Source organism: Tsukamurella tyrosinosolvens (genome assembly GCF_900104775.1).
GTDB classification, from domain to species: Bacteria; Actinomycetota; Actinomycetes; order Mycobacteriales; family Mycobacteriaceae; genus Tsukamurella; species Tsukamurella tyrosinosolvens.
Window position 1 is genome coordinate 2,637,344 of record NZ_FNSA01000003.1, and the last position, 22,755, is coordinate 2,660,098.

Consider the following 22,755-nt stretch of genomic DNA (forward strand, 5'->3'; position numbering starts at 1 on the left):
GCGTGATCAATCCCGCTTCCGCTGCTCTCGTTCGCGAGGCTCGCCGCGGCCGCTCCGACACCGTCGACGGCCCGGTCTCGTGGCTCTACGAGCTGCGTGATCCGGTCGGCGAGCGTGACACCGCGCGGTTCTTCGCCGAGTCGGCCGACACCTGGACCTCCGAACCGGATCCCGACGGCTGGTTCTACCTCCGCATCGGCTACCCGGAGCATCAGTGCGACCTCGGGTGCGACGATCCGCCGTACTTCGACGTGCACGCGATTCGCTGGCTGCCCGCCGACCAGGTGCCAGCCGAAGGCCGCTACGTGGCGGGCCGGGCGCTCAACGCCGATGGCACGGTGATGGAGCGGGCGACCTCGAAGGAGAGGACGCGATGAGCTCCGACGAGCAGAACCTGCCAGCGATCCGGCATCTGCCCGCGGCCCAGAACCTACCCGCGTACATCCCCATCCTCACGCTCAAGGGTGGAAGCGGGAAGACCGGCATCTACGCGATGTTCTCGGGCAACGCAGGAGGCGGAAAGTCGCACAGCACGCGCATCCACGCACACGCTGAGGAGTTCACTCGTCGGGGGCGGATGTCCCACGACGTGATCGACGGCGAAGTGGTCGAACCCCTGCGGGCACTGCCGGCCGGGCCGGACACAGATCCGGCGACGTCGTCTTCCCAGAACTCCGAGGCGCCCCAGGACCGGCCGGAGTACCGCTCCGCCGCCGCTGGCGTGCCGGCTTCGATCCGCATGACGACCTACGTCGTGATGGAGCATCTTCTCGAGTCGAATCTGGTCGCGTTCGTCGAGCTGGTGTACCTGGCCCGCGACCCGGAGCGTCAACTTTTCGCCGGCACCCACGAGGTGATCGAGTCGCTCGGATTGTTCGACGCCTTCGGCAAGCTCCACACCGCCGTCCGCGACGTGGTGCTCGCGGCTGCGGCCGGCGACGGACTCGGCATCGAGCTCCTGCCGATCGGAGCCTTCTGATGGGGCGCACCAAGCACCTGACGCCGGACAATCGCGACCGGCGCCGGCAGATCGAGCGCGCCACAGGTCACGAGTCGAACCCGACCGAGTATCGCAGTGACAGAGAATCCCAGGAGGAATCCATGATCAAGTCTCCCCGCTGCAACGCCATCGCGTGGATCCACAGCGTGGCTGCCGTAGTAGCAGTCGCAGCGCTCGCGCTCGTGCCGTTCGCGTTCTTCTTCCAGGCGACTTCCGGTCCTGGCGAAGGAGTCACAGGGCTCGTGCTCGGCGCTCTTCCACTCCTCGGGACGCTCGCGCTCATGTTCGCCGCCTTGGGGGGTGGGGAACTCGCTGCTCGAGCTTGGGAACGGTCCGAACGAAAGCGTGAGCAGCTCCCCATCCGGCGGCTGGTACGGGCGGTGCCGTCTGCGCTCGTGGGAGCCGTCGGCGTGATCGCGATCGTATTCGGCGGCTGGCTGAGCTGGTGGCTGACCACCCACAATCCTGCGCATCCGGCTTCCGCGACGGCCACGGGAGTGGTCTTCGTTGGGTACGGAATCGCGATCGTGCACGCGGCGAAGGTACGGGCAGCTTGATGATCACCGCAGACACCGTCATTTCCCTCGACGCAGACCCCGTAGGCCGCGAGCCGATGCTCGCGCGCTGGAACCGCACCCGAAACGGGCGCGCCTCCCAGTCGCAGGGGACCGCGATCTGCCTGCACCTCTGGGACGCGCACGCCTCAAGCGGATGGGACGGCGGCGCCCACGCGACCGCGGGCGCCCTGCGGGCGTTCGAGTTCGCCCTGGCCGAGGAAGTCGAGCGCCAGTACCGCGCCGCCGGTGCCGACCGCATGGTCACCGGGTTCCTCGACGCGGAGCTCGATCTCGTCACCAGCCGGCACGCGTACGCCTTCGCCCTCGCCGGCGGCCTGGATGCACTCGCTTCGACCATCCCCAGCGCGGCGAGCAGCGCGCTGTTCGCTTCGTCCTACCGCAGCGAACACGCACTGGCGCTACGGACTCCGTGTGAGGATCGGCACCTGGGCTGGCGCTCGGCGCGGACACCGTGGAGCGCCGCCGCCCGCCGTGCACCGGTGAACTCTCCCGAGTGGGTCGACGCGGTCGCGCGGGCGCACGCCCTGCGCAGTCTGGTGCACGCGCTGCCGCGGATGGAAGCTGCAGCATGAGCACTGTCGGAAACACCCTGGTCATCATCGGGTTCATCGTGGTGTTCGGCGGGATCGCCGGCGTCTTCGCCGACGGGAAGGCGCGTTGGCCGGCCGCAGTGATCGTCGTCGGGGCGCTGCTCCTCTTCGCCGCGGCTGGGTTCCAGCTCGCCGGGAACCTCGGAGCGTGACGATGACCGAGCAGCTCGACCCGCCGTACGCCATCACCGCGGACGGAACGCTCATCGACCTCGCCACCCACGCGCGGATCGGCCACGTCCGGAGGGAACTCGGGCACGGGTGGGTGGCGAGCTACGTCGGGCGTCCGAACGTATGCAACGAGTTCAGCAGCCCCGATAGGGCGTGCGCCGCGCGCCAGGCGTGGAAGGCCTGGACCTACTTCACATCCGGGCCCCGCCCAGGGTACTGAGCATCGAACAAGGAGACCCATGACCGACGCACCCAAGACCTGGCCCGGATTCGCACGCAAGGGATCCGGAGGAGGTGCCCCGTACACCGGAGTCGACGTCGCCATCCCCGAGGACCGGATTCACTTCGCCGCCCTCAACACACGGGTCACCGTGACCGAAGACCCTACGGGCGATCACCTCGGTTGGGTGCGCACCGGGCACGAGAACGAGCCGCCGGTCATGATCCAGCACGAGCGGATCTTCGACATCAGCTTCCCGCACGGCTCCGCAGAAGAGGTGCGCCGAGGACACGGCCGGATCGTCCGCCTGTCCGTTTCCGCCGCTGAGGAGGGCGCTCGGTGACCGGCACAAGGACCGCGAGCGGAGGGGCTGACGCGCAGGTGCTCTACTCGTCCGTGTCCGCGCGTCCCACGGATGCCGACCTCGCAGAGATGCTGTCGACAACGCCAACACTCTCCCCCATCAACATCGGCGGATGCACGCGCGTTGCCGCGTTCAACGGGGCAGGCGGCGGCATCACCGTGACGCTTGCACAGGGACGCCGCCATGGCTATGTCAAGTTGATCTGGCCCCGGTAGGGCGGTTTCATTCGGCCCCACCTGAGTGGGGCCCTGAGCCGCTAGAGTCCGGGGTGTGGATGGGCGGCCGCGGGTGCGCAGTGTGGTTGCGCCGACTGGTTGGGATCGCGAGTCGGTGCGTGCGTATGCCGAGTTCGTGATCGCGCGTGATGATCAGCTCGGTGATCAGGTATCGGTCCGGGTGAAGATTAAAGACGGGGAGCCACTGCCGAACCTGACGACCCGGTGGACCGTGGTTTATGTCACTCACCAGAACCGGGCCTTGCGCCGGCATCTGTCGGTAGTCAAGGACGAACGCCGCGCTTAGCCCGCGGTAGCTGCTGCTTCGGTGTGAGCCAGGCGGTAGCTGTGAGTGCCGGTTTCGATGATGGTGCCGCGGTAGGTGAGCCGGTCGACGATCGCGGCGCAGAGTCGTGGGTCGGTGAAGGTGTCTGTCCAGCCGGAGAAGGACTGGTTGGAAGCGATCGCGACGCTGTTCTTCTCTTCGCGTTCGGTGAGGACTTGGAAGAGCAGTTCGGCGCCGCGGCGATCGAGTTCCATGTAGCCGAGCTCGTCGATGATGAGCAGGTCAACGCGGCCGTAGCGGTTGATGGTCTTCGCGAGCTGCTTCTCGTCAGCGGCCTCGACCAGCTCGTTCACTAGTTTGGTGGCGAGGGTGTAGCGGACTCTAAAGCCTTGCTCGGCGGCAGCGGTTCCCAATCCGATCAGCAGATGGGATTTGCCGGTTCCGGAGTCGCCGATGAGGCAGAGCGGCAGTCCGTGGCGGATCCAGTCGCCGGTGGCGAGCTGGTGGATGGTGGCGGGTTCGATGTCGGGGTTGGCGTCGAAGTCGAAGTCCGCCAGCCACTTCTCCCGCGGGAACCCCGCGGCTTTGACGCGGCGAACAGTGGAGCGGCGGTCCCGGTCGTCGACTTCGGCGAGCAGGAGTTCGGCGAGGAACCCCTGGTAGGACAATTGCTGCTTGGCGGCGGCGGTGAGGTGCTGGTCGATCATCGACCGCACTGTCGGCAGGCGTAGGCGCCGGCAGGCCTGGTCAACGGCGGCGAGGGCGGCTTCTTCGGTGAGGCCGCCCCGGCGGCGCAACGACGGGGCCAGCGCATTCGTCTGGTTCTTATTGGCGGTTGCGGTCATAGCCGGGTGGGCCTTTCAATCGGTGGTGGGTCCAGCGACTCAATCGGTGGTGGGTCCAGCGACGCAGGTAGCGCGTCGGAGGCAGTGCGTCGCCGGTGCTGCGGGAGCAGGCGGTCGTAGGCCGTAACGCTGGGCAGCGGTCGCCGGTCGGGTGGCAGGCCGGCGATCACCGCCGCGGGGTCTGCGAGCCGTCGTTGGGTGAGGCTGACAACTCGTTGCTCGCGTCGTTCGGCATGGCGATCGAGATGACGGCCAGCGTTGGCCCCACCTGTCTGGTCGGCAGCGACCGAGGCGTGCGCGAGCAGGCGGGCTTCGGCGCGGCGAGCCTCAACGGCGACGACCTCGGCGCTCACCGCCCCGACCCGCAATGCAGCATCGATGCCGGCGATCACCGCCGCGGCGGGCAGGCTGCGGTGCAGCAGCAGGACGTCGATCAGCTCGCTGGTGCCGTCGGTGTCGCCGTTGACTCGTCGGGCGGCGGCCCAGAACGCATCATGGCTGGCGGTGAACACCCCGGCAGCGCGGGCCTGCGCCAACGCCGTTGATCCCGGCAGGGCACCGGGTTTGAACTTGAGCACCTCGAGGTAGTGGTCGAGGTCGATCTTCGCGGTGCCGCGGCCGGCGACCCGTGGATGCCGCGCGACCAGGGTCCGGCCGTCGTAGACCAGCAGCTGGGAGGCTTGTAGTGAGACGCGGACTCGGCGGCCGATCAGGTGCGCCGGCACCGAATACTTCACCATCCGAACGGTGATCATCGCCGACCGATCGACCCGTGGTGTGAGGATCAGGCCCGGGTCGAAATCCTCCACCGGCAGCGGCGCGAGCGCTGCTCGGTCGTGCTCGTAGTCCTGGCCGATGGTGCGCAGTCGTCCGTCGATCCGGCGGCCCTCGTCGCGGTCCTCCCAGGCTTTGATCTGCTCGTTGAGCTCATCGAGGGACTCGACCTGCGGCATTGGGGTCAGCCGGTTGCGGCGGAACCATCCGACCTCGCCTTCAACGCCGCCCTTCTCGTGCGCCCCGGCGATGCCGGGCTGGCAGTAGAACGGATCGAATCCGTAGTGCGAGTGAAACAACGTCCACCGCGGGTTCTCCTGTCGCCGCCGGTCTCCGCCCTGCAGGACCGCGACCACCGCCGAGGTGAGATTGTCGTAGCGGATATGCCGGGTCGGGACCCCGCCGAGCTCGCGGAACGCCTCGACGTGCCCTTCGAGGAACGCTTCCTGCCCGCCGGTCGGATAGACCCGGTGAATGGCCTTGCCCGAGTGCGAGAGCCGGTAGACGAACATGTGGCACTTGGTCTTCACCCCGCCCAGGATCACCCAGACCTCGCCGAAGTCGACCTCCGCCTCCGCGCCCGGGGCGTGGTCCTGGGCGATGAACACCTCCGTCCGGCGGCCGGCCTCCACCTCGATCTGCGCCCGCCGGACCCGCACGTAGTCCCGCACCGTCGAATACGACAACTCGACCGCATCGTGCTCGATCGCCAGGCGTTCCCGGATCCGCGTCGCGGTGTGCCGCTGCTTACGCGGAGCATCCAGATCCGACCGCAACATCTCATCAATCGCCGCCTTGAACCGGTCCAACCGCGGCGACGACCGCTCCGGCGTCTTCCGCGGCGGCGGCTCCGCCGATGACAACGCCTGCCGCACCGTCCTCCGGTGCACGCCATGCTTGCGAGCCAACGCCCGGATACTCATGCCCTCGACCCGGGCGTCCCGCCGGATCTGCGCGAACAGCTCCACCTTCGATCCCATCATTGGCCACCACCTGCTTCGGCTCGGAAACGATGTTCACGAGCAACCATCAGGTGGGGCCAGATCAAACCGTCGCAACACCACCGGCGAGTCGCAAACGGGGCCAGGTCTAGCCGTCGAGCCGGGGCCTCTTCAAGCTGTCATAGCCACCGCCAGGCAGTCCGACGCGCTTCAGGCAAGATCGCCACGTACTGGGAGAACGCTTCCGTCACTGCGTATCACCGAACCGCGCGCGGCTTGCTCATTCGCCGCAGCACCGGCGGCGTCTACACGCAGTGCGACCGGCTGTGGGACGACGGATCACTCAACGCGCACCAGGCGATCGACCGCCGGGGCGTCCCGCTCTCGGGCGTCCCCCGGACGGAGAGCGAGGAGCTCCGCGACCGGATCAACGACCTGCTCGGGCCCCGACCGCGACTCTGCGAACGATTCCCGCTGCTCGCGTCATCGGATTCCGATGGCTTCACCGCGAACCTCGACGTGATCTCGAACGCTCAGGCCTTCGTCCAGGACCCGTGGCTCGATGCCCGCGACGCACGCCAGGTCGCGCAGAACCTCTTCGGCCGGCGCGCCTACCGCAAGCCGCTCGCGCGGGAGGTGGTTCGCCACGGAGCGGGGATGTTGTCCTGGTTCTCCCTCTACCGCGGCCTGGTCGACCCCGAGCGGATCCTCGAGGCCCTCGGCTCGATACCTCGAGAGCACACCGAGGTGTACCTGCGGGCCGCGTCATCGGAGATGCGCACCGTCCGGCAGATCCTCGTGCGCACCCCTGCCTCGGTGCTCCGGCGCGTCATCGCGGCGCCGTACGGCCAGCACCAACACGCCCTGCTGGACGCCGCCCGGGCGGTCCGCTCGCGCAAGGAGCTACGGATCGACCTCGAGCGCCTTCCCGCGCTGATCGAAGCGCGAGGCGCCCGGAACGTGCGCACGCCCGGGGATCTGCACGACCTCGTGCTTGCGCTGCGCCTCGACCAGCCGAAGTCGCTCCTTTGGACGCCCCGCCGCGTCGCCGCGGCCGAAGCCCGCTTGAAGGAGCGCGAGGCGTCGCAGATGCTCGAGGAGTTCAACTACGACCGCCAGCTGCGCGGCCTGCCGGTCATCGACTGGGAGACCTGGCGGACTGACCCGACTCTGTTGGAGGCCGCCATGGCCGATCAGGCGGCGCGGGCGGAACGGCTTCGGATCGAGAGCGAGCGGCAGAAGGCTGAGCGGGAGGTACGGGCGGAACAGCTTCGCCTGGAACAGCGTCGTCGTGACGCTGCGGCGATCACCGCCGCACAGCACCTGAAGGCGCAGCTCAATGATCTCGAGCCGGCCGCGTTCGCCGGCATGCGGCTCGAGATCGCCGCCTCAGGAGAGCAGCTGCGGGAGTGGGGCGCGGCTATGGGGAACTGCATCGGCACCTATACCCAGGAGCTCGAGCGATCAGTGCTGTTCGCGCTGCACTCCCCCGTCGCGGGCCGTCAGGAGAAGATCCTCCTCAACGGCCACATCCGCGTCTGCGCCGATGAGGCTGGCCATCCCGTCTTCGAGCTGACGCAGCTCCTCGGGCGGAGCAATCGACCCGCGCTCGAGTGTGTCGGCCTCGAGGGCGTGCGCACCGTGCTCGAGGCTCTGCTGGGGGTTGGTGTTCGGCGCGCTACGCACACCTGGGGACTGGAGGGTGTCACCGCTCAGGCCGCGTGAGAGGCCGCGGTCGGCTCCACCTGGGGCGAACGTCACGGGCCGGTGATCGCCCTCTACGCTGTCACCGAAGAAGACCGCGCTGACGCTGCAGGAGGACGTGGATGATGCCCCAGGCAATCGGCTACCCACCGTGTTCTCGATAGAGTGGGGAACGGTCGGCCAGTGGGTCGGATCCTTTCTGACCGGCGGTTCGTTGCTCCTCGGATACCGCATTTTGCAGATCAACCAGGCGGATCGACGCCGAGAGCAATCGTCGTCTGTGACCTTCACGGTGACCACGGCGCGGGACCCGGTCGACGACAGCATCGCGGTCATCCGAGGGTCCGTCTTCAACCACTCCGAGCTCCCGATCATGTACGCGAACGTCGTCATCGACGTTCGCGAGCTCGGCGCGAAACTCCCTACCTTCGCTGTCGTGCCCGTCCCAACCGAAGACGAGGCGCCAGTCCTTCGCCCAGGCAGCACGTCGAAGTATCGCTTCGAGATTCCCGACCGCTCGATGCGCCCCGAAGAGGTCGAGATTCGACTCGAATTCGTCGACGCGAGCGGGCGGCAGTGGTCGCGGGACACGGCTGGCCGACTTCAGGCTGTGGAGCCCAACCTCCGTTCACGTCTCTGGAGCGGGTTCCGCCAGCTGGTGGGACGCGCCGAGTAGACCGGCACCGCGAGCGAACGAGCCGCTGCCGGCGTGAGACGGTCCTCGGCTACCTCAGGAAGTCCCGGTAAACCACGGGAGAGGACCAGCCTCGGCGCCCCGCACCGGGTCCTCTTCGCCGTCACGGACCCACGCGGCCCCGGCGACCCGGAAGTGCAGGCGCGACTTACGTTCGAGCGGCCGGCCGCTGAACTGGTCCTCCGGAGCAACGAACGGGTCCGTCTGAATCTGGACCACCTGCGTCGTACCCGGAGCCATGACGTCCACCTGCGGCAATCCTGTCCGTGGACTCACACCTTCGATACCGATCCCGTTCCAACTGACGAACTCCGTGCTCTCGTTGGTCATGCGCACAGTAACGGAGGTCATCGTCAGTTCGCCGTCCACCCCATGGCCACCACCGCCCAGGAGCCGGTACCGCACACCCTGTGCCGACAGTTCCTCGGCTTCCAGTCGCTCGCGCCGCTTGGCCTCGGTGTCGGCGCGGAAGGAGTGGATGGCCCACAGGATGGTGGTGATCGTCGCGAAGGCGCCCACCCAGGTCCCCGCCGCGGCTACGTTGGCGGCCGCGTAGCGCCCGGTGATCAGCCACCCGAGCACGAAGCCGATCCCCGCGCCAGCGACTCCGACCGCCGCGAACGCCAGGCGCCCCTTCACCACGTCTCACTTCCACAGCGGTTGCGCGCTGGATCGTCGGCCGCGAGATGCTGGTTCTTCACGTCATCGCTCACGGACACGATTCTGCCGATAGGCCGGCGACATGGCGCAGGCGGGAGTCCGCCGGACGGTGGTCCAGAACGAGGCCGCACGCCCGCGATGCCTTGTGACGACCGTGTTGCCCAGCGATCCCACTTGCTCTACTCTCTATTTTAGAGACTTCGAGTGATTGGAGAACGCTGCACATGGCCGTAAGCACGCCGACCACGGTGCTGGACCACGGTGGTGGCACGTACCGCGTCACCTCCGCACACGCAGCTCCCCAGGAGCTGCAGCCCGGTACATACACGCTCACCTTCAGCCAGCTCGCCGGCTACAGCATCGTGACGCTGCCCGACCTCCAGCCACCGACCTACCGGGTCTACGGCCGCCGCGACGCCACGATCGCCAAGGTGCTGCGGACGTACGAGCACAGCACTCGCGCACTCGGCGTGCTGTTCGAAGGCGACAAGGGCATCGGCAAGTCGTCCACCACCGTCGAGCTGGCCCGCCAGGCCCGCGACCAGTTCCAGCTGCCCGTCATCCTGGTCAACCACGCCACTCCGGGCCTGTCGGACTTCCTCGGCTCCCTCGGGGAGGTCGTGATCGTCTTCGACGAGTTCGAGAAGAACTTCCCCCGCTCCGACGACAACGGCGACCAGCAGGCACAGTTCCTCACCCTGTTCGACGGGACCGACTCGACCAAGCGGCTCTACATCCTCACGGTCAACGACACACTGAAGCTGAGCCAGTACCTGTTGAACAGGCCGGGGCGGCTGCACTACTTGATCTCCTTCGACTATCCCGACACTCAGGCGGTGCGGGACTACATCACCAATGAGGCCGCAGGCGCCTCGGCGAAGCAGGTCTCCGATGTGGTCTCGTTCGCCTACCGGGCCCGGTTGAACTACGACCACCTTCGCGCGATCGCGACCGAGATCACCATCGCCGGGCCCGATGCCGCCGTCTCCGAGCTGGTTGCGGACCTGAACATCCGCGACACCGTCGATCTCGTCTTCGACGTCACGCTGTACCTCGCCGACGGCACCACGCTGAAGCAGAAGAGCCTCGAGGTCGACCTCTTCGCACAGGAGCAGCTTCTGTGGGTCGACCTTCCGGCGACCAAGAAGGGGATGTCCCCTGAGGAGCTCGGCGTTACGTTCGCCCCGTCGGACGTCGTGCTCAACGACCGCACCGGCGTCCTGGCGCTCGACGGCCATGACATCCAGAAGACCGAGCTCGACTTCGGGTACGGCCAGCGCGGCCTGGAGGGCCTGTCCGAGTGGGAGCAGGAGCTCCTCAAGAGCGCGCGGTCCGGAGACGGACGGGTCGACCTCGGGGACGCGCCCGAGGAGTACGCCAAGTACAAGGTCGCGCGGCTCGAGCTGCTGCCGGCGGTGAACACACGAGGGCGCTTCGCCCTCTGATCACCGCGTCCGCGCGCCAGTGAGCTACCTCCTCTCGTCGTCCAACGTTCGCGAGACGATCGGGTCCGGCCCCGAGGTCGCATCCACCGCCCCTCCACCGCCCCAGACGTACGAAATCTGGCGCCTCGCGAGTCCGCTGAGGTCCTGACCGTCGTGCCCGCCCAGCTCGTACGGGGCCTTCTCCAGCTTCTTCAGCAGTGCCTGAAGTGCGGGCGTGAGCTCCGGCGCAGGCTCCCCCGAGTCTCGGGTCGCGTCGTACATCACACGGCTCCCTACGTGGGCGATCCGATCCGTGAACTGCAGGCCCGTTGCTTCGGCCGGCCCCAGCAGCTTTCCCTCGCTACGCAAGCGAGCGATCGCTGCTCCGAGCGCGACCCGCGCGGCGGCGGGATCGAGCGCGTCGACACGGCCCTCGAACACCTTGCCGTTCGAGCGCAGCTCATTCACATCCACCGCACCTGCGCCGTCCTCGGACTGCGCCAGCCGCGTAGGCACTTCGGGGAGCACGTACGGCTCTCCGACCGTGATCACGTCCGAGGCGTGGTCCCATCGCGCCGTGAAGACCTCCGCGAACTCCGGCGATCTCACCTGACCAACGGTGACCTCACTGACGGAAACCTCACGGGTCCCGTACCCGCCGTCGATGAGGTCGAGAGCACCGCGAACTCGTGCCCATTCCTGAGCCTTGGCCTCGTCGACAAAAGCCGCGGCTGTTACGCCCTCGTTGGCGTCCTCAAGCTCAGCGCAGTCGGGGTCCCGCGACACCACGGTGACCTGCTGCCCCTCAAGGAGGTCCGCGCGGGTTTCGACGTATCCGCCGCTGCGTAGCGCCGCGGCGAGCACCACGCTGTAGGGCGCACCCAGCACTCCAGCGAGCTTGCGCACGGTCTCCGGCGGCGGCATCCGGTCCGTCCAGCGGCTGAGCGTCTGCGGCGTAACGCCGAGCTGGGCCGCCAGCTCCGCCCGTGACGTGTCCGCGGGGCGGAGCTGGTCGATGACCTCGGAGAGATTCGACTGTGCCGCGTTCATGCCTCAACTGTACACATCGCGTCAATCACTTGACGCGATACGTCAAGTTCGCAGCTCAATATGCCCACCTCAGCGAGTTGGAGAGGTCATCTCAAGCCGCGGATCTGGCCCTTCAGTTCTTCCCACAGCGCAGACTCGCGATCGGTGTCTGGATGCCGGACACCGATCTGCGCCTCACGAACTGCCTTCTTCACCGCCGCCGGGTCGACGGCACCCGCCGCGTGGGCGCGCACCCACACGCGGTCTTCCCAGTTCGGCTGGTAGACCCGCTCTTTGAGCCAGACCACGACCAGCGCGTCGTCGCCCGGAGCGTGCTCGGGCAGCAGAGCGGGGAGGTCCATCTCCTCGATGGTCACCTGCGGATCGTTCGCGGTCCCGATGACGGTGCGCACCGCCAGGCCCGGGAAGAGCACGTCGTGGATGTGTGCGCCCCGCGGCACCCGGTCCTCCCCGTACTGCTCGGGACCGTGGATCTCCGGCCGCGGGGTCGGTGGCACCGCGTGGGGATCATTCACGTCACCGGCCGCACGGATGCCGGCGGCCATGGCGGTCGCGAAGGTGTCGTCGAACCGGGGGCTGTCGACGACCCGTGAGACCGCCGGTGCGGTGGACGGGAACGCGCTGCGAGCGCGGGCGGTGTGGATCGCCACGTGGCTGGCGTCGGAGTCTCGTGCGAAGTACCTGAGCTGCGGATGCCCGAGCTGTTCCCGCAGAGTCTGATCCATCCAGCTGGCGTGGTCGCCGAAGTGCAGCCAGTGCCGGGGAGCACCTCGCAGCTGGCGCGCTCCCTCACGGTGTTGGGTCATCAGGACGCTGGTGTCATCCCAGTAACCGCGGATGTTGTCGAGCACTCGGAACACGTCCTTGCGCAGCGCGTCGGTGTCCGTGAAGCCGTCGAGAACCACGAGCAAGGCGGGCAGCTTCTCGTACCTGTCGTCGCCCTGGTCGCGGTGCAGGCGCCACAGCTTGCGTCGCTTGGCGAGCTCGTAGCGGAGCTTGCGCAGGAACGGTTCCGGGTCGTCCTCCATGTGGTCGAAGGCGCGGATGGTGTGGGGCAGGTGCGCCAGGTGGTGGCCGATCGCCGGCAGCCACGACTCTCCGATCAGCAGCTGCACCTGGTCGGGCCCGTGGTCGGAGCACAGGGTCAGGAGCATGTTCTGCAGGGCGTAGCTCTTGCCGGTGCCAGGGGACCCGGTGAGGGCGAGGCGCTCTCCGAGCGAGGCCTGGAACTGGCCCAGCGTCAGGCGCGGCTCCACGTCGCAGTTGGCCTTCCACTGCGCGGCGATCTGCTCCGGGCTGGACCGCAGCGAATACCGGTGAGTGATGTGCTCGAAGGTGTGCTGGATGAACTCCACGGTGGCCTGGCAGTCCAGGTCACCCGAGTACTGGGAGTAGTCCAGGCCCTTGCCGTCCTGGAGGAAGACGCCGACCGCCGCGGTGGCCTGTTCGAGGGTGATCTTCCCGCCGTGTTCCCGCGCGACGTTGACGGCACGCTGCATCGGGTGGCTGCCCAGCGCGAGGTCCAGCGCGCCGGTGGCAGCTAGTGCGCGGGCGATGGACTTTCCCGCGGTGAGCGGGATCTTGTACTGGTCGCGGATCCGGCGTGCGACGTCGCCGATGTTCGAGGTGCGGGTCATGGCCCGGTCACCACCTTTCCGTTGTGCGACCGGCCGCCCCCGGCCGCCGGAGAGGCGGGGTTACTCGCGACCGATCGCTACAACGACCTTCGACCCGCTCTGATCCGGCGGCTCGTCATGGGGCGGTCGACGTGCCGGTGTCCGGGGCGGGGCGCCGCGGTCCGGCGCTGGCCGAACTGTCGCACCCCCGGCACCGGATCACCGGCACGCGACACGAACCGATTCAGCACCCGCCCCGGCACCTGAAACTGGTACTGGGGCCGTTGCGTGTCCGCGCTAGAAGCCGAGATCGAGACTCGGTTCGTCGCCCTCCTCGCCGGCGAACCGCCACAGGAACATCTCCTGGTAGTCGTCCCACCACGCCTCGATCGGCCCGGACACCCACACGCGGCGGTCGGTGAGCTCACCGGTGTACGCCTGGAGCTCGGTGCCCGATCCGTTCAGCCAGAGCAGACCGGCGCACTCGCCGCCGTCGATCATGGTGCGGTCGCAGTCCGCGGCGTGGTACTCCTCGCAGCCGTTCGCGCAGACCTCGCGGCAGGAAGCACCGACCGGTGCGGTGCACGAGAACGTGAGCGTGCCGTCGGCGGCGACCTCGACGTGGTGGTCGGTCTCCGGCTGGAGGGGGTCCCGGGACTTGTTCTCGACACCGCTGGCAGGGAAGAGCTCCGACACGGATTCGTGATCGAGCTCCCCCAGGGAGACCCGGAGCGAGAAGTTCGTCTCCGATTCCTCGCGCTCGGCGATGCCGATCGTGTCGTACGTCGGCACCTCGACCCAGAGGCGCACACCGGCACTCCACCCGTTGGCCGCGCGTGCGATGACGGCCCGCGTCCGGTCGGCGCGCTCGGGGTACGCGGCGAGGTACTTCGGGAGGTTCGCCTCCGGCCCGATGATGGCCAGCGCGAGCGGAGGGCTCCCACCCTCCTTCAGGGCCTCGTTGCCGTCGCCGACGAGCTCGTCGAGGAGGTCGAAGAAGAGCCTGTACGTGAGTTCGCCGTCTCGCACGTCGAAGGTGTCGGCACCGACGAGCAGCTCGGCGTCCGCCTCGTCCACCCGCCCGAGGTAGATCACGGTCGCGTCAGGGTAGTGGTCCAGCATCGCCTTCGCGGCGGCGGCCGATCGCCCCGAGGTCTTGGGCGACGGCCCCACGACCATCGCGTGCGGAGTCGAACTGTCGCCGGCGGACCGCCCCAGGATCAGGCGCCGGTACTCCGCCGCGCCGTTCGGCTGGGGAGGGATCTGGTCCGCGAGCCAGTGCGGCGCCGGGCTGTCATGCGCGTCCGGGACGGTGTGCATCCTGGAGCTGCGCTCGCCGCGCACGATCTCTTCCACGCGGAGGAGGAGCTCCTCGGAGTCCTCGAGATCCGCCAGCTTCGCCGGCTCTGCGGGCGCGATGTCTGCGAACCACTTCGTGCCGGGGTCGAGCGCGAGGTCGCTGGCGTACCCCGACGGCATGACTCCGGCGCGCGGGGATCCGAAGTCGTCGATCTTCTTCAGCAGCTCGATCGGCGCGATCAGCTGCAGCAGCGGCTGGTGGCGCAACAGCGAGGGGTCCTCGTTCACCAGCGCCTCGCGGCGGGCGATCTCCGCGGTCACGTCGCGGACGTACTCCGCTGCGGCGTCCGTTCCGGTGGACGCATCGTAGATGTGCAGGCGATCCGGCACCGGGTCCGGTCGGCTGCCGGTCTCGGAGAAGAAGTACACCTGCGCGAGCGGGTAGTGCTCGATCGTGTGCAGCGCGGAGGTGAGCGGCATGTTCACCTTGCCGACACCGGGGCGGCCAGTGAGGGTGACCGGATCGGCGGCCGCAGACAGGTCCACGTAGACCGGCTTGCCGGAGCCGCCGCGTCCGAGCATCAGCTCCTGCGGAACCAGCGTGCCGATCGCGCTGGCTCGGACGAGGCAGGCCTCGGCTTCGGCGAGAGTGATCCGCCCGCCACGCGCCAGCGCGACGTCGACGGTGTAGCGGATCGCGTCCTCGTGGTCGCCGTCGAGCCAGCCCCGGGCGTTGAGCGCCTGGGCGATGGACTTGGCCGCCGTCAGCGGGATCGAGTAGGTGTCGCGGATGCGCCGAGCGGCGCGGGTGATCTTCGGGGTGCGGCTCATGGGCCGGTCACCACCTTTCCGTGTGCGCGACCGTCCGCCCCCGGCCGCCGGAAGGCGTGTCGAGTGCGACCGATCCGCGAGGAACCTTCAACCGGCTCTGCTTCCGGGGCCGTCGCCGGGCGGGGCGAGGGTCATGTTCCGGAGGCCGGGCGCCGTGGTCTGGCGCTGTGCGATCAACGCTACGAGGCGCACACACGGATGCCCAGGCGAGCCGGAAAGCCACCTGTACACAGCCTCGCGAAGCTTGCAAGTCGCGTTCGCATCTGCGAAGCCGATTCGATTATCCATTCGATACTCCGGGAACGGGTACGTGAGCTCCGAGACTCCGGCGCAATCATCCCGCGACCTACACGGAAGTTCCCTCGTTGACCTGCGAAAACTGACAACGAGAAGACGGAAACCACGCTCAACTGCACGAATTCACGGCCGTCGCGTCAGATGGGGGCCCCTCCGCCGGACTGCACACATGTCCGATTTCGTCTATCGCAACCAGCTCGACTCGATCCGCGCGACAATTCGAGTCGCTGCTGCTAGATACCTATCTTTACTCTTGCTAATAAAAAGGTTTCCCGCATATAGCTGCTCGAGCACACCCGCCCGCGGAGATTCACACTGGCGATCTTGAACGTTCTACGGATCTCGAAGTTGTTTCACAGGCTCCCGCAGAGGGTCCCCCCTGTGGCGCGACGGTTCCGGAACGTGCGACGTGCCACGAGAAGATGTTGCTTTGTTGTCAGATTTCGCAGGTCAGAAGGGGAACATCTCTGTCGAGACCGGGACGATTCCGCCGAGTCTTCGCACCGCCGGCGCCAGAACAGGTCAAATCGGACACGATTCGCTGTTCGAAGCTTGCAAATCCGTCGATTGAGCCTGTTCCCGCAGGTGGCGTGAGGTTCCTGACGCACCGAACCGCGCGGAGCGCCGGCGCCATCCCTGACCGCCCTCGCCACCGGTTCGACTCCCTAAATCGCGGATCCCCTGGGCCCGTCGGCTGTACTTCCACGCGCGCGAAGACGTACCGTTGACCGGCGCGGTCCCGAAATCCCGGGCCTGACGAGCGCCAGGACGCTTCTCCACTTTGGGGAGGCCGCAGTTGTGAGAGGACGCCATGCCCATCCACCCCCAGCGCAAGTACGATCTCGAGGATGAGACCGTCGGACGAACGGTCAGAGAAATGCGCGAACTGCTGGGACTCCACCAGAGCGAGATCGCCGAGCATTCGGGGATCGAAGTCCGGATCTACTCGCGAATCGAGCGTGGAGATCGCCCACTACGCGTCCCCGAGCTCGCAGCCCTTGCCACCGCGTTCGGCGTGCCGGCCGGCCAACTGATGGGTGCGATGTTGGGTAACCGCGCGGACCGGAAGAGCATCGGGCTGCAACCCTGACGGACGGGTACGCCCGCGCCGCGTACGAAGCATCCTCGAGGCGCCGGCGATCCTGCACGGGGCAAGCTCACCCCTCTCGAAGGAGACCCCGTGCTCAACACCCGCATCGAAGGCCACCCCCTCGTGGGAACCACGCACGTCTTCCGGGCCGACCAGCCGCCGTACGACCCCGCCGCTGATCAAGACTCCGATGGGACGCTCTTGATCGCGCCAGGCTTCACAGCCGAGGTCAGCGCAGTCTTCAAGGACTGGAACGGCATCCCGGGACTGGACATGCTCTACGTGCACTGCCCGGAGACCGGCGAGAGCACGCACATCACTCCCGCCGATCTCGGCCTGCCCGCACTGGACTGAGGAGCCCTGCCATGAGCACGCTCCCTCCAGAGCTCAACGGAGAAGTCGACCGGATCCTCGCCCGGGCCCGCGACGCCGGGCTGGTGCTGTCGCGCGACGGCATCGTCTTCTCGCCACCCGACTGGCTCACGATCGACGGCATGGACCCCGACGAGTGGGTCGACGCGATGGCGATGGACTGACCGAACAGAAGAACGCCCCTGCACCATCACCGGAGCAGGGGCGTTCTTCTGTTGCGGGTCCGGGCGCCGCTTCAGTCCAGCATGTCGATCGACGCGTACTTGTCGCCGGTGTACTCGTCCAACACCATCCCGACGTACTCGGCGGCGCTAGCAGGGACAGTCGGCATCTGCTTGAACAACTCGTCGCCGAACAGGCACTCGCCGAGCGCCTCTCGCGCCTGCTCGAGAGTGAAGTTGCCGCTCACGGTCACAGTGATCTTGTGGTCAGGCACTCGCCATCCCTTCCTCATTCGAATGAAGCTCGTCACGGAGTTCACCACCGCGGTGCCTGGGCGGGAGCTCGGGGCGCGCATCGCCGATGCCACTCGGCGGTGCGCCCTGCGCCTCGACCTAGCGTCATCGCGGGCAGAGTGCTCGGCATGCACCCGGAACTGCATGCCCTGTTCACGCAGCTGCGCGAGCGCTTCCGCCACACGTGGCGGCCGGCCGGCCAGTCCACTCCCGCGCAAGAGCAGCTCATAGCGCGGTGGGAGCGGCGCTTCGCGTCCGCGCCCCCACTCGGCGACCTCCGTTCGTGGATGGGCGCGCACGACGGGCAGGTTCTCGAAGCGCTCGAAGTCGATCGTGCGAGCGGATTCATCTGGGATCGTGGCGCACGACGACTGGCCGCCACCCCTGGAGCCCCGGACTTCCGATTGGACGCCTCGGCGCGACTCTTCGGCGACTTCCAGGTTCTGGCTGCCACCGAGGCAGCAGTGGCCGCGGCTGACGACTCCGTCATCTGCCTGTACTTCACCCTCGGCGGCTGATCCCTCACGCGCCCAGGGCGGCCCGCGAGGTGCCACCACGCACAGCGGATGGCTGAACTTCCGCTGGCCGCTTGCGATCTATTTCTAGTCGTATAGACTAGAAATATGAAAGAGCGGACCACAGAGCAGATGCTCGCCGACGTCACCAACGCCAAGACCAGCGCGGACCTGTTCGGGCCCTTCGGCGGTCCCGCACGCGCCGCCAAGCGGATCTTCCGCGTCTACGCCACGCACCTGCACCCCGATCGCGCCGCCGCGGCCGGATTCGACCCCGTCGCAACCTCGGCCGCCTTCGACCGCCTGACGTTCCTGTACCAGAGCTGGACCAAGGGCGTCGCCGCACGCACTCCTCACGCGGCTCCCACCTCCCCGGACCTGATCGTCGTCGGCCGCCACAGCACCTACACCGCGGCCGGCGAACCCACCGCAGGCACCGTCTCCGGGGTGTATCGCGGCGCGGCCGCCAATGGCGACCCTGTGGCGATCAAGATCCCACGCAGCGCCACCTCAAGTCGGTTCATCGAAGGCGAGCGCACCGCGCTGGCCGCGATCGCGAAGGTCACCGCCGATTCGGAGAACGCATGGCTCGCCCCGTACTTCCCGACGCTCCTCGACACGGCCACCCTGTCCGACGGCGCCGGCACCGAGCGTGCGGTGAACGTTCTGGGTCCGCTCGGCGCCGAGGACGGGTTCGTCGACCTGGCTACCGTCGCCGCACAGCTGGGCGGCCTCGACGGACGCGACTGGGCCTGGATCCACCGCCGCCTGCTCCGCGCCATCGCGGGCGCTCACCTGGCCGGCGTCGTCCACGGCGCGATCGTCGCCGAGAACGTCCTCATCCAACCGGAGGGTCACGGCGTCGTCCTGGCCGGCTGGTCGCTGTCCACCACCGCGGGCCAGCCGCTGCCGGGACGGATCGCCAGTCGCACCGATGCCTACCCGCCGGACGCCGACGAGAAGGCCTCCCCCGCCCTCGACGTCTACATGGCCCACGCGCTGATGCGCTCGATGCTGGCCCCGACGGAGCGGCGCCAGCTCGCCTTCGCCCGCGGCTGCATGCAGCCCGCGCCCACCATGCGCCCCGACGCCGCGGGCCTGCTGGGCGAATACGACGAACTGCTCGAAGACCTGTACGGACGCCGGAGGTTCCGGCGCTTCCCGTACACCGTCAGCGCCGCCTGACGCCGACGACCGCCGAAGAAGGAGAACACCATGGGAAACGGAAACTGGTCCGACAACGCCTACAACGCCGCCGCGACGTTCCGTTCGCGGTCCGGAGTCAGCGACTTCGGCTACAGCGACAGCACGCGCTCGCTGTCGCGCGCGCAGTGGAAGGCCCAGACGGATCTGGACCCGAAGGGCGTCACTGTCCGCGAGTCGCGCGACAGCGCCGAGCACCCCGAGTCGACGCCGATGGCGGTCCTCTTCGACGTCACCGGCTCGATGGGGTCGGTGCCGGTGACCATGCAGAAGCAGCTCGCGAAGCTCCACGGCCTGCTGCTGCGCAAGGGATACGCCACCGATCCGCAGATCATGTTCGGCGCGATCGGCGACGCCGACACCGATCGGGTGCCGCTGCAGGTCGGCCAGTTCGAGTCGGACAACCGGATGGACGAGCAGCTGCGCAACATCTTCCTCGAGGGCAACGGTGGCGGCCAGAAGTCGGAGAGCTACGAGCTCGCCGCGTACTTCCTGGCTCGGCACACCGCGACCGACTCCTGGGAGAAGCGCGGCCGCAAGGGCTACCTGTTCATCATCGGCGACGAGCTCAACAAGCCGCGGCTGCAGGCCAAGCACATCCGCAACATCATCGGCGACGACGTGCACGAGGACATCGACGTGGCCTCGATCTACCGCGAGCTGCAGGAGAAGTGGGAGGTGTTCTTCATCCTCCCGAAGCAGACCAGCTACTTCGACGACCCCCAGGTCCGCGGCCACTGGAAGGGCATCCTCAACGAGCGCGTGCTCTTCCTCGATGACCCCGCGGCGGTCTGCGACCTCATCGGCGTCACCGTCGGCATGCTCGAGCAGGTGGTCGACCTCGACGAGGGCCTGGCCGATCTGGCGGATGTCGGCTCGAGTGCCGGCGGCGCCGTCGGCCGCGCGCTGGCCCCGCTCGCGGGATCGGCGGTCGCGTCGGCGACGACCACGGCGACGCTCCCGGCCAACCTCACCGGCCCCGGCGACGACCTCGCCTGACCGTCACCCCGTGCCGGCGGCCGGGCCATCGCTGGCCGCCGGCACGGTGCCCTCACGAACAGGAGACCTCCACATGCCCGCTCACCCGCACACGATCGTCGTCGGTCTCGGCTTCGGGGACGAAGCGAAGGGTGCGACCGTGGCCCATCTCGCCGCGACGACACAGCCGGCCACCGTCGTCCGGTTCAACGGCGGCGCCCAGACAGCGCACAACGTCGTCGACGGTGCCCGTCACCACACGTTCCGGCTGTTCGGCTCCGGAACCTTCGCGGGTACGCCCACTTACCTGAGTCGGCACGTGCTGGTGGATCCGTGGATGCTCGCCGCCGAGGCCGAGAAGCTCCGCCCACTCGGCGTCAACGATCCGCTCTCGCTCGTCACCGTCAGTCCGGATGCGCTGATCGCCACGCCGATCCACCGCGCGGCGAACCGTACCCGCGAGGAGCTGCGCGGTGGAAACCCGCACGGCTCGTGCGGGCTCGGCATCGGTGAGACCCGCTGGTACTCCCTCGCCCACGCAGCGGGTTTGCGCGCCGGTCGCACGCTGTGGGAGATCACCGCCGACATCGACGCCGACGAGCCTCCGCTCACCGTCGCCGACTGCCAGGACGCGGCGACGGTGCGAGCGCGCCTGACCGCGCTCGAGGCCTTCTACGGCCCGCTGCTGGCCCGCGGGCCGCACACCCTCGCACCGATCGACGAGATGGTGGAGACCCTCGTCGAGTTCGGCGGTGCGGTGGGCACCGCGACTGACGCGGAGTACCTCTTCCGAACCGCTCAGCGCGGACACCTGCTGTTCGAGGGCGCCCAGGGTGTGCTGCTCGACGAATGGCGCGGACTCCATCCGCACACCACGTGGTCGACCACCCTGCCGAGCGCCGCGCAGGAGCTGCTCGCTGAAGCTGGTCTTCCGCCCGCCGAGGTGGTCGGCGTGCTGCGCACCTACGCCACCCGTCACGGCCACGGGCCCCTGCCCACGGAAGACGAACAGTTGCGTGATGTGCTCCCGGAGCCGCACAACGGCGCCGGCAGGTACCAGGGCGGCTGGCGGGTCGGTCACGTCGACCTCCCGCTGGTGCGGTACGCCGCGCACGTCTGCCGTCAGCACGGGGGCCTCGACGCCCTCTCGATCAGCCATCTCGACACCGTCGCCGCCGCGGACGGTGCGGTGATGATCGCGCGGGCCTACGGCGACACCGTCCATCCGTACGGCCTCGGGCTGTACCGCGACCTCGCCCACCAGGAGCGGCTCACCGCGGTTGCCCGCACGGCAACCCCGCGGCTCGAGCCCGTCGAGCCGAGTCAGGTCCCGCACGAGCTCGCTCGAGCGGCGGGCGCCCCCGCACTCATTACGGCCACCGGCCCGGATACCGCCGACCGAGTCCAGGAGCTACCCCTCGGCGGTGAGAGGATCGCGGCATGAGCAACCGGCCGCCGATGTCCGCAGTGTCCGTCGACGCGGTCGTTCTCCGCGGCGATGAGACAGGCACCCGGGTGCTGGTGCACCGGCGCGCAGCCGACCCCTTCCTCGGGGACTGGGCGTTGCCCGGAGTCCTCCTCGGCAGCGGAGAGCGGATCACCGCGGCCGCGACCCGGGCCGCGGGCAAGGCCCACGTGTCGCCGGAGCAGGTCTCGGGCGCCGGCCAGCTCGTCGTCTTCGACGAGCCGAACCGCGATCCCCGCGGACCGACCTTGTCAGTCGCCACCTGGGTGGCGACACGCCGCGAACTTGCGCTGCCAAAGGCGGACGACGCACGCTGGGTGGACTGGGACGCGTTGCCCGAGCTCGCGTTCGACCACGAGCGCATCCTGGCTGACGTTCGCCCGCTGCTCGCCTCGAAACTCTGGTCCGATCGCGACTTCACCAAGGCCCTCACCGGTCCGGAGTTCGAGGTGCGGACCGCGCTCGCGATCACCGAGTCGCTCGCGGGCCGCGCGGTCGATCGCGGCAACCTCAATCGTGACATCGAGCGAGTCGCGGAACGCGCCGGAGAGGCGCCGCGACGCGGCCGCGGCCGTCCTGGCGTCCTGTGGCGGTGGCCATCGCGCTGACGCGCCTCGGTCCCCGTCGCTTGCGCGTCGCCCGCACAGTCTCTAAAGTAGAGATCGCTCGGGGCCGATCGGTTTCGACTGACAGACGAGACAACTGAACAGCGTGCCAGTGAATGGCTCTCGACCACTGCAAGCGTCGGAGCCAAGCAACAACTGCGAACGACAACGACTCGCTCGTGTCCGACGCCGATCTGCAGACGATCGAGGACTTCGCCAACGGCGCTGTCCTCGCGTCCGCCTGATCGGTTAGGCACCGGCCCGGAACCAGGGAGACCGCCGACGCTCCCCCGGGCCTTCAACCACCAAGTACGGCTGGCGCAGAACGGGCTTCCCGCCCCAACGCTGCGTGAGACACCAAGCGGGTAACCGGGTCGAGCATGAGGGTGTCCCTGCCCGAAACGCTCCGGACGACGAATAGGGACTACGCACGTAGAACGCGGATGACGAAGCTGCCAGGACCGGGGTTCAATTCCCCGCGGCTCCACCAGTAGGCGAAGGCCCGCAACCGGG

26 protein-coding genes and 1 other RNA gene are annotated in these 22,755 nt (G+C 68.3%); 20 read left to right on the forward strand and 7 right to left on the reverse strand.

Going from position 1 to position 22,755, the window contains the following annotated elements; genetic code table 11:
* Positions 1–2 precede the first annotated feature (2 nt).
* From BLW32_RS14390 to BLW32_RS27105, 8 genes are all read left to right on the forward strand, one after another.
* Positions 3–377: a hypothetical protein gene (locus BLW32_RS14390; protein WP_068741688.1), complete on the forward strand. Its 375-nt coding sequence runs from the start codon at positions 3–5 to the stop codon at positions 375–377.
* Complete coding sequence (locus BLW32_RS14395; protein ID WP_068741687.1) at positions 374–979, forward strand: hypothetical protein; 606 nt, start codon at positions 374–376, stop codon at positions 977–979. The genes BLW32_RS14390 and BLW32_RS14395 overlap by 4 nt, the downstream gene beginning before the upstream one ends.
* Positions 979–1,557 carry a hypothetical protein gene (locus BLW32_RS14400; protein ID WP_068741686.1) on the forward strand — a complete coding sequence of 193 codons (579 nt, stop codon included), beginning with the start codon at positions 979–981 and terminating at the stop codon, positions 1,555–1,557. Before BLW32_RS14395 ends, BLW32_RS14400 begins: the two co-directional genes overlap by 1 nt.
* Positions 1,557–2,150 carry a hypothetical protein gene (locus BLW32_RS14405; protein ID WP_068741685.1) on the forward strand — a complete coding sequence of 198 codons (594 nt, stop codon included), beginning with the start codon at positions 1,557–1,559 and terminating at the stop codon, positions 2,148–2,150. The genes BLW32_RS14400 and BLW32_RS14405 overlap by 1 nt, the downstream gene beginning before the upstream one ends.
* Positions 2,147–2,320, forward strand: a complete 174-nt coding sequence (locus BLW32_RS27600) for a hypothetical protein (RefSeq protein ID WP_156486405.1) — start codon at positions 2,147–2,149, stop codon at positions 2,318–2,320. Before BLW32_RS14405 ends, BLW32_RS27600 begins: the two co-directional genes overlap by 4 nt.
* Positions 2,317–2,559 (forward strand): hypothetical protein, encoded by a 243-nt coding sequence (locus BLW32_RS14410; RefSeq protein ID WP_139286175.1) that lies wholly within the window; start codon positions 2,317–2,319, stop codon positions 2,557–2,559. The genes BLW32_RS27600 and BLW32_RS14410 overlap by 4 nt, the downstream gene beginning before the upstream one ends.
* Positions 2,560–2,578: 19 nt before the next feature.
* The gene (locus BLW32_RS14415) at positions 2,579–2,902 is read left to right on the forward strand and encodes a hypothetical protein (RefSeq protein ID WP_068741683.1); all 324 of its coding nucleotides are present in this window, start codon (positions 2,579–2,581) and stop codon (positions 2,900–2,902) included.
* A 291-nt stretch (positions 2,903–3,193) separates the two neighbouring features.
* Complete coding sequence (locus BLW32_RS27105) at positions 3,194–3,445, forward strand: hypothetical protein (protein WP_133298647.1); 252 nt, start codon at positions 3,194–3,196, stop codon at positions 3,443–3,445.
* On the opposite strand, the gene istB is transcribed toward BLW32_RS27105, so the two are convergent.
* Positions 3,442–4,269, reverse strand: coding sequence for an IS21-like element helper ATPase IstB (gene istB, locus BLW32_RS14420; protein WP_068526535.1), 828 nt, complete (start codon positions 4,267–4,269; stop codon positions 3,442–3,444). The genes BLW32_RS27105 and istB overlap by 4 nt on opposite strands.
* Positions 4,266–6,023 carry an IS21 family transposase gene (gene istA / locus BLW32_RS14425; protein WP_231703188.1) on the reverse strand — a complete coding sequence of 586 codons (1,758 nt, stop codon included), beginning with the start codon at positions 6,021–6,023 and terminating at the stop codon, positions 4,266–4,268. The genes istB and istA overlap by 4 nt, the downstream gene beginning before the upstream one ends.
* Before the next feature lie 237 nt (positions 6,024–6,260).
* Here istA and BLW32_RS14430 point away from each other — a divergent pair, with 237 nt between their 5' ends.
* Both BLW32_RS14430 and BLW32_RS14435 read left to right on the forward strand, forming a co-directional pair.
* On the forward strand, positions 6,261–7,709 hold the full coding sequence (locus BLW32_RS14430; protein WP_068739965.1) for a hypothetical protein: 1,449 nt from the start codon (positions 6,261–6,263) through the stop codon (positions 7,707–7,709).
* Positions 7,710–7,839: 130 nt separating this feature from the next.
* Positions 7,840–8,364 carry a hypothetical protein gene (locus BLW32_RS14435; protein WP_068739967.1) on the forward strand — a complete coding sequence of 175 codons (525 nt, stop codon included), beginning with the start codon at positions 7,840–7,842 and terminating at the stop codon, positions 8,362–8,364.
* A gap of 54 nt (positions 8,365–8,418) precedes the next feature.
* Here BLW32_RS14435 and BLW32_RS14440 read toward each other — a convergent pair whose 3' ends face one another.
* Positions 8,419–9,024 (reverse strand): hypothetical protein, encoded by a 606-nt coding sequence (locus BLW32_RS14440; protein WP_068739968.1) that lies wholly within the window; start codon positions 9,022–9,024, stop codon positions 8,419–8,421.
* Between the two features lie 242 nt (positions 9,025–9,266).
* Here BLW32_RS14440 and BLW32_RS14445 point away from each other — a divergent pair, with 242 nt between their 5' ends.
* Entirely contained in the window at positions 9,267–10,487 is a 1,221-nt protein-coding gene (locus BLW32_RS14445; protein WP_068739971.1) for an AAA family ATPase, read from the forward strand.
* Between the two features lie 24 nt (positions 10,488–10,511).
* On the opposite strand, the gene BLW32_RS14450 is transcribed toward BLW32_RS14445, so the two are convergent.
* The 3 genes from BLW32_RS14450 to BLW32_RS14460 all read right to left on the reverse strand — a co-directional run bounded on the left by BLW32_RS14450 (position 10,512) and on the right by BLW32_RS14460 (position 15,262).
* The gene (locus tag BLW32_RS14450) at positions 10,512–11,516 is read right to left on the reverse strand and encodes a helix-turn-helix domain-containing protein (protein WP_068739972.1); all 1,005 of its coding nucleotides are present in this window, start codon (positions 11,514–11,516) and stop codon (positions 10,512–10,514) included.
* A gap of 86 nt (positions 11,517–11,602) precedes the next feature.
* Entirely contained in the window at positions 11,603–13,153 is a 1,551-nt protein-coding gene (locus tag BLW32_RS14455; RefSeq protein ID WP_068739974.1) for an FtsK/SpoIIIE domain-containing protein, read from the reverse strand.
* A 276-nt stretch (positions 13,154–13,429) separates the two neighbouring features.
* A complete protein-coding gene (locus BLW32_RS14460; RefSeq protein ID WP_068739976.1) occupies positions 13,430–15,262 on the reverse strand; it encodes a hypothetical protein in 1,833 nt (610 codons plus the stop codon).
* A 1,108-nt stretch (positions 15,263–16,370) separates the two neighbouring features.
* Here BLW32_RS14460 and BLW32_RS14465 point away from each other — a divergent pair.
* The 3 genes from BLW32_RS14465 to BLW32_RS27605 all read left to right on the forward strand — a co-directional run bounded on the left by BLW32_RS14465 (position 16,371) and on the right by BLW32_RS27605 (position 17,185).
* Complete coding sequence (locus BLW32_RS14465) at positions 16,371–16,649, forward strand: helix-turn-helix domain-containing protein (RefSeq protein WP_068739978.1); 279 nt, start codon at positions 16,371–16,373, stop codon at positions 16,647–16,649.
* A gap of 90 nt (positions 16,650–16,739) precedes the next feature.
* Positions 16,740–17,003 (forward strand): hypothetical protein, encoded by a 264-nt coding sequence (locus BLW32_RS14470; protein WP_068739979.1) that lies wholly within the window; start codon positions 16,740–16,742, stop codon positions 17,001–17,003.
* A gap of 11 nt (positions 17,004–17,014) precedes the next feature.
* On the forward strand, positions 17,015–17,185 hold the full coding sequence (locus BLW32_RS27605; protein ID WP_156486369.1) for a hypothetical protein: 171 nt from the start codon (positions 17,015–17,017) through the stop codon (positions 17,183–17,185).
* Between the two features lie 71 nt (positions 17,186–17,256).
* On the opposite strand, the gene BLW32_RS14475 is transcribed toward BLW32_RS27605, so the two are convergent.
* Complete coding sequence (locus BLW32_RS14475; RefSeq protein WP_068739981.1) at positions 17,257–17,457, reverse strand: hypothetical protein; 201 nt, start codon at positions 17,455–17,457, stop codon at positions 17,257–17,259.
* Between the two features lie 147 nt (positions 17,458–17,604).
* Here BLW32_RS14475 and BLW32_RS14480 point away from each other — a divergent pair, with 147 nt between their 5' ends.
* From BLW32_RS14480 to ssrA, 6 genes are all read left to right on the forward strand, one after another.
* Positions 17,605–17,994, forward strand: a complete 390-nt coding sequence (locus BLW32_RS14480) for a hypothetical protein (protein ID WP_068739983.1) — start codon at positions 17,605–17,607, stop codon at positions 17,992–17,994.
* A gap of 105 nt (positions 17,995–18,099) precedes the next feature.
* The gene (locus BLW32_RS14485) at positions 18,100–19,176 is read left to right on the forward strand and encodes a protein kinase family protein (RefSeq protein WP_074850587.1); all 1,077 of its coding nucleotides are present in this window, start codon (positions 18,100–18,102) and stop codon (positions 19,174–19,176) included.
* Positions 19,177–19,206: 30 nt separating this feature from the next.
* Complete coding sequence (locus tag BLW32_RS14490) at positions 19,207–20,193, forward strand: hypothetical protein (RefSeq protein WP_068739987.1); 987 nt, start codon at positions 19,207–19,209, stop codon at positions 20,191–20,193.
* 73 nt (positions 20,194–20,266) lie between these two features.
* Positions 20,267–21,616 (forward strand): adenylosuccinate synthetase, encoded by a 1,350-nt coding sequence (locus BLW32_RS14495; RefSeq protein WP_068739989.1) that lies wholly within the window; start codon positions 20,267–20,269, stop codon positions 21,614–21,616.
* Positions 21,613–22,245, forward strand: coding sequence for an NUDIX domain-containing protein (locus tag BLW32_RS14500; protein WP_068739990.1), 633 nt, complete (start codon positions 21,613–21,615; stop codon positions 22,243–22,245). The genes BLW32_RS14495 and BLW32_RS14500 overlap by 4 nt, the downstream gene beginning before the upstream one ends.
* A 60-nt stretch (positions 22,246–22,305) precedes the next feature.
* Positions 22,306–22,732: a transfer-messenger RNA gene (ssrA, locus tag BLW32_RS14505) on the forward strand.
* Positions 22,733–22,755: the final 23 nt, after the last annotated feature.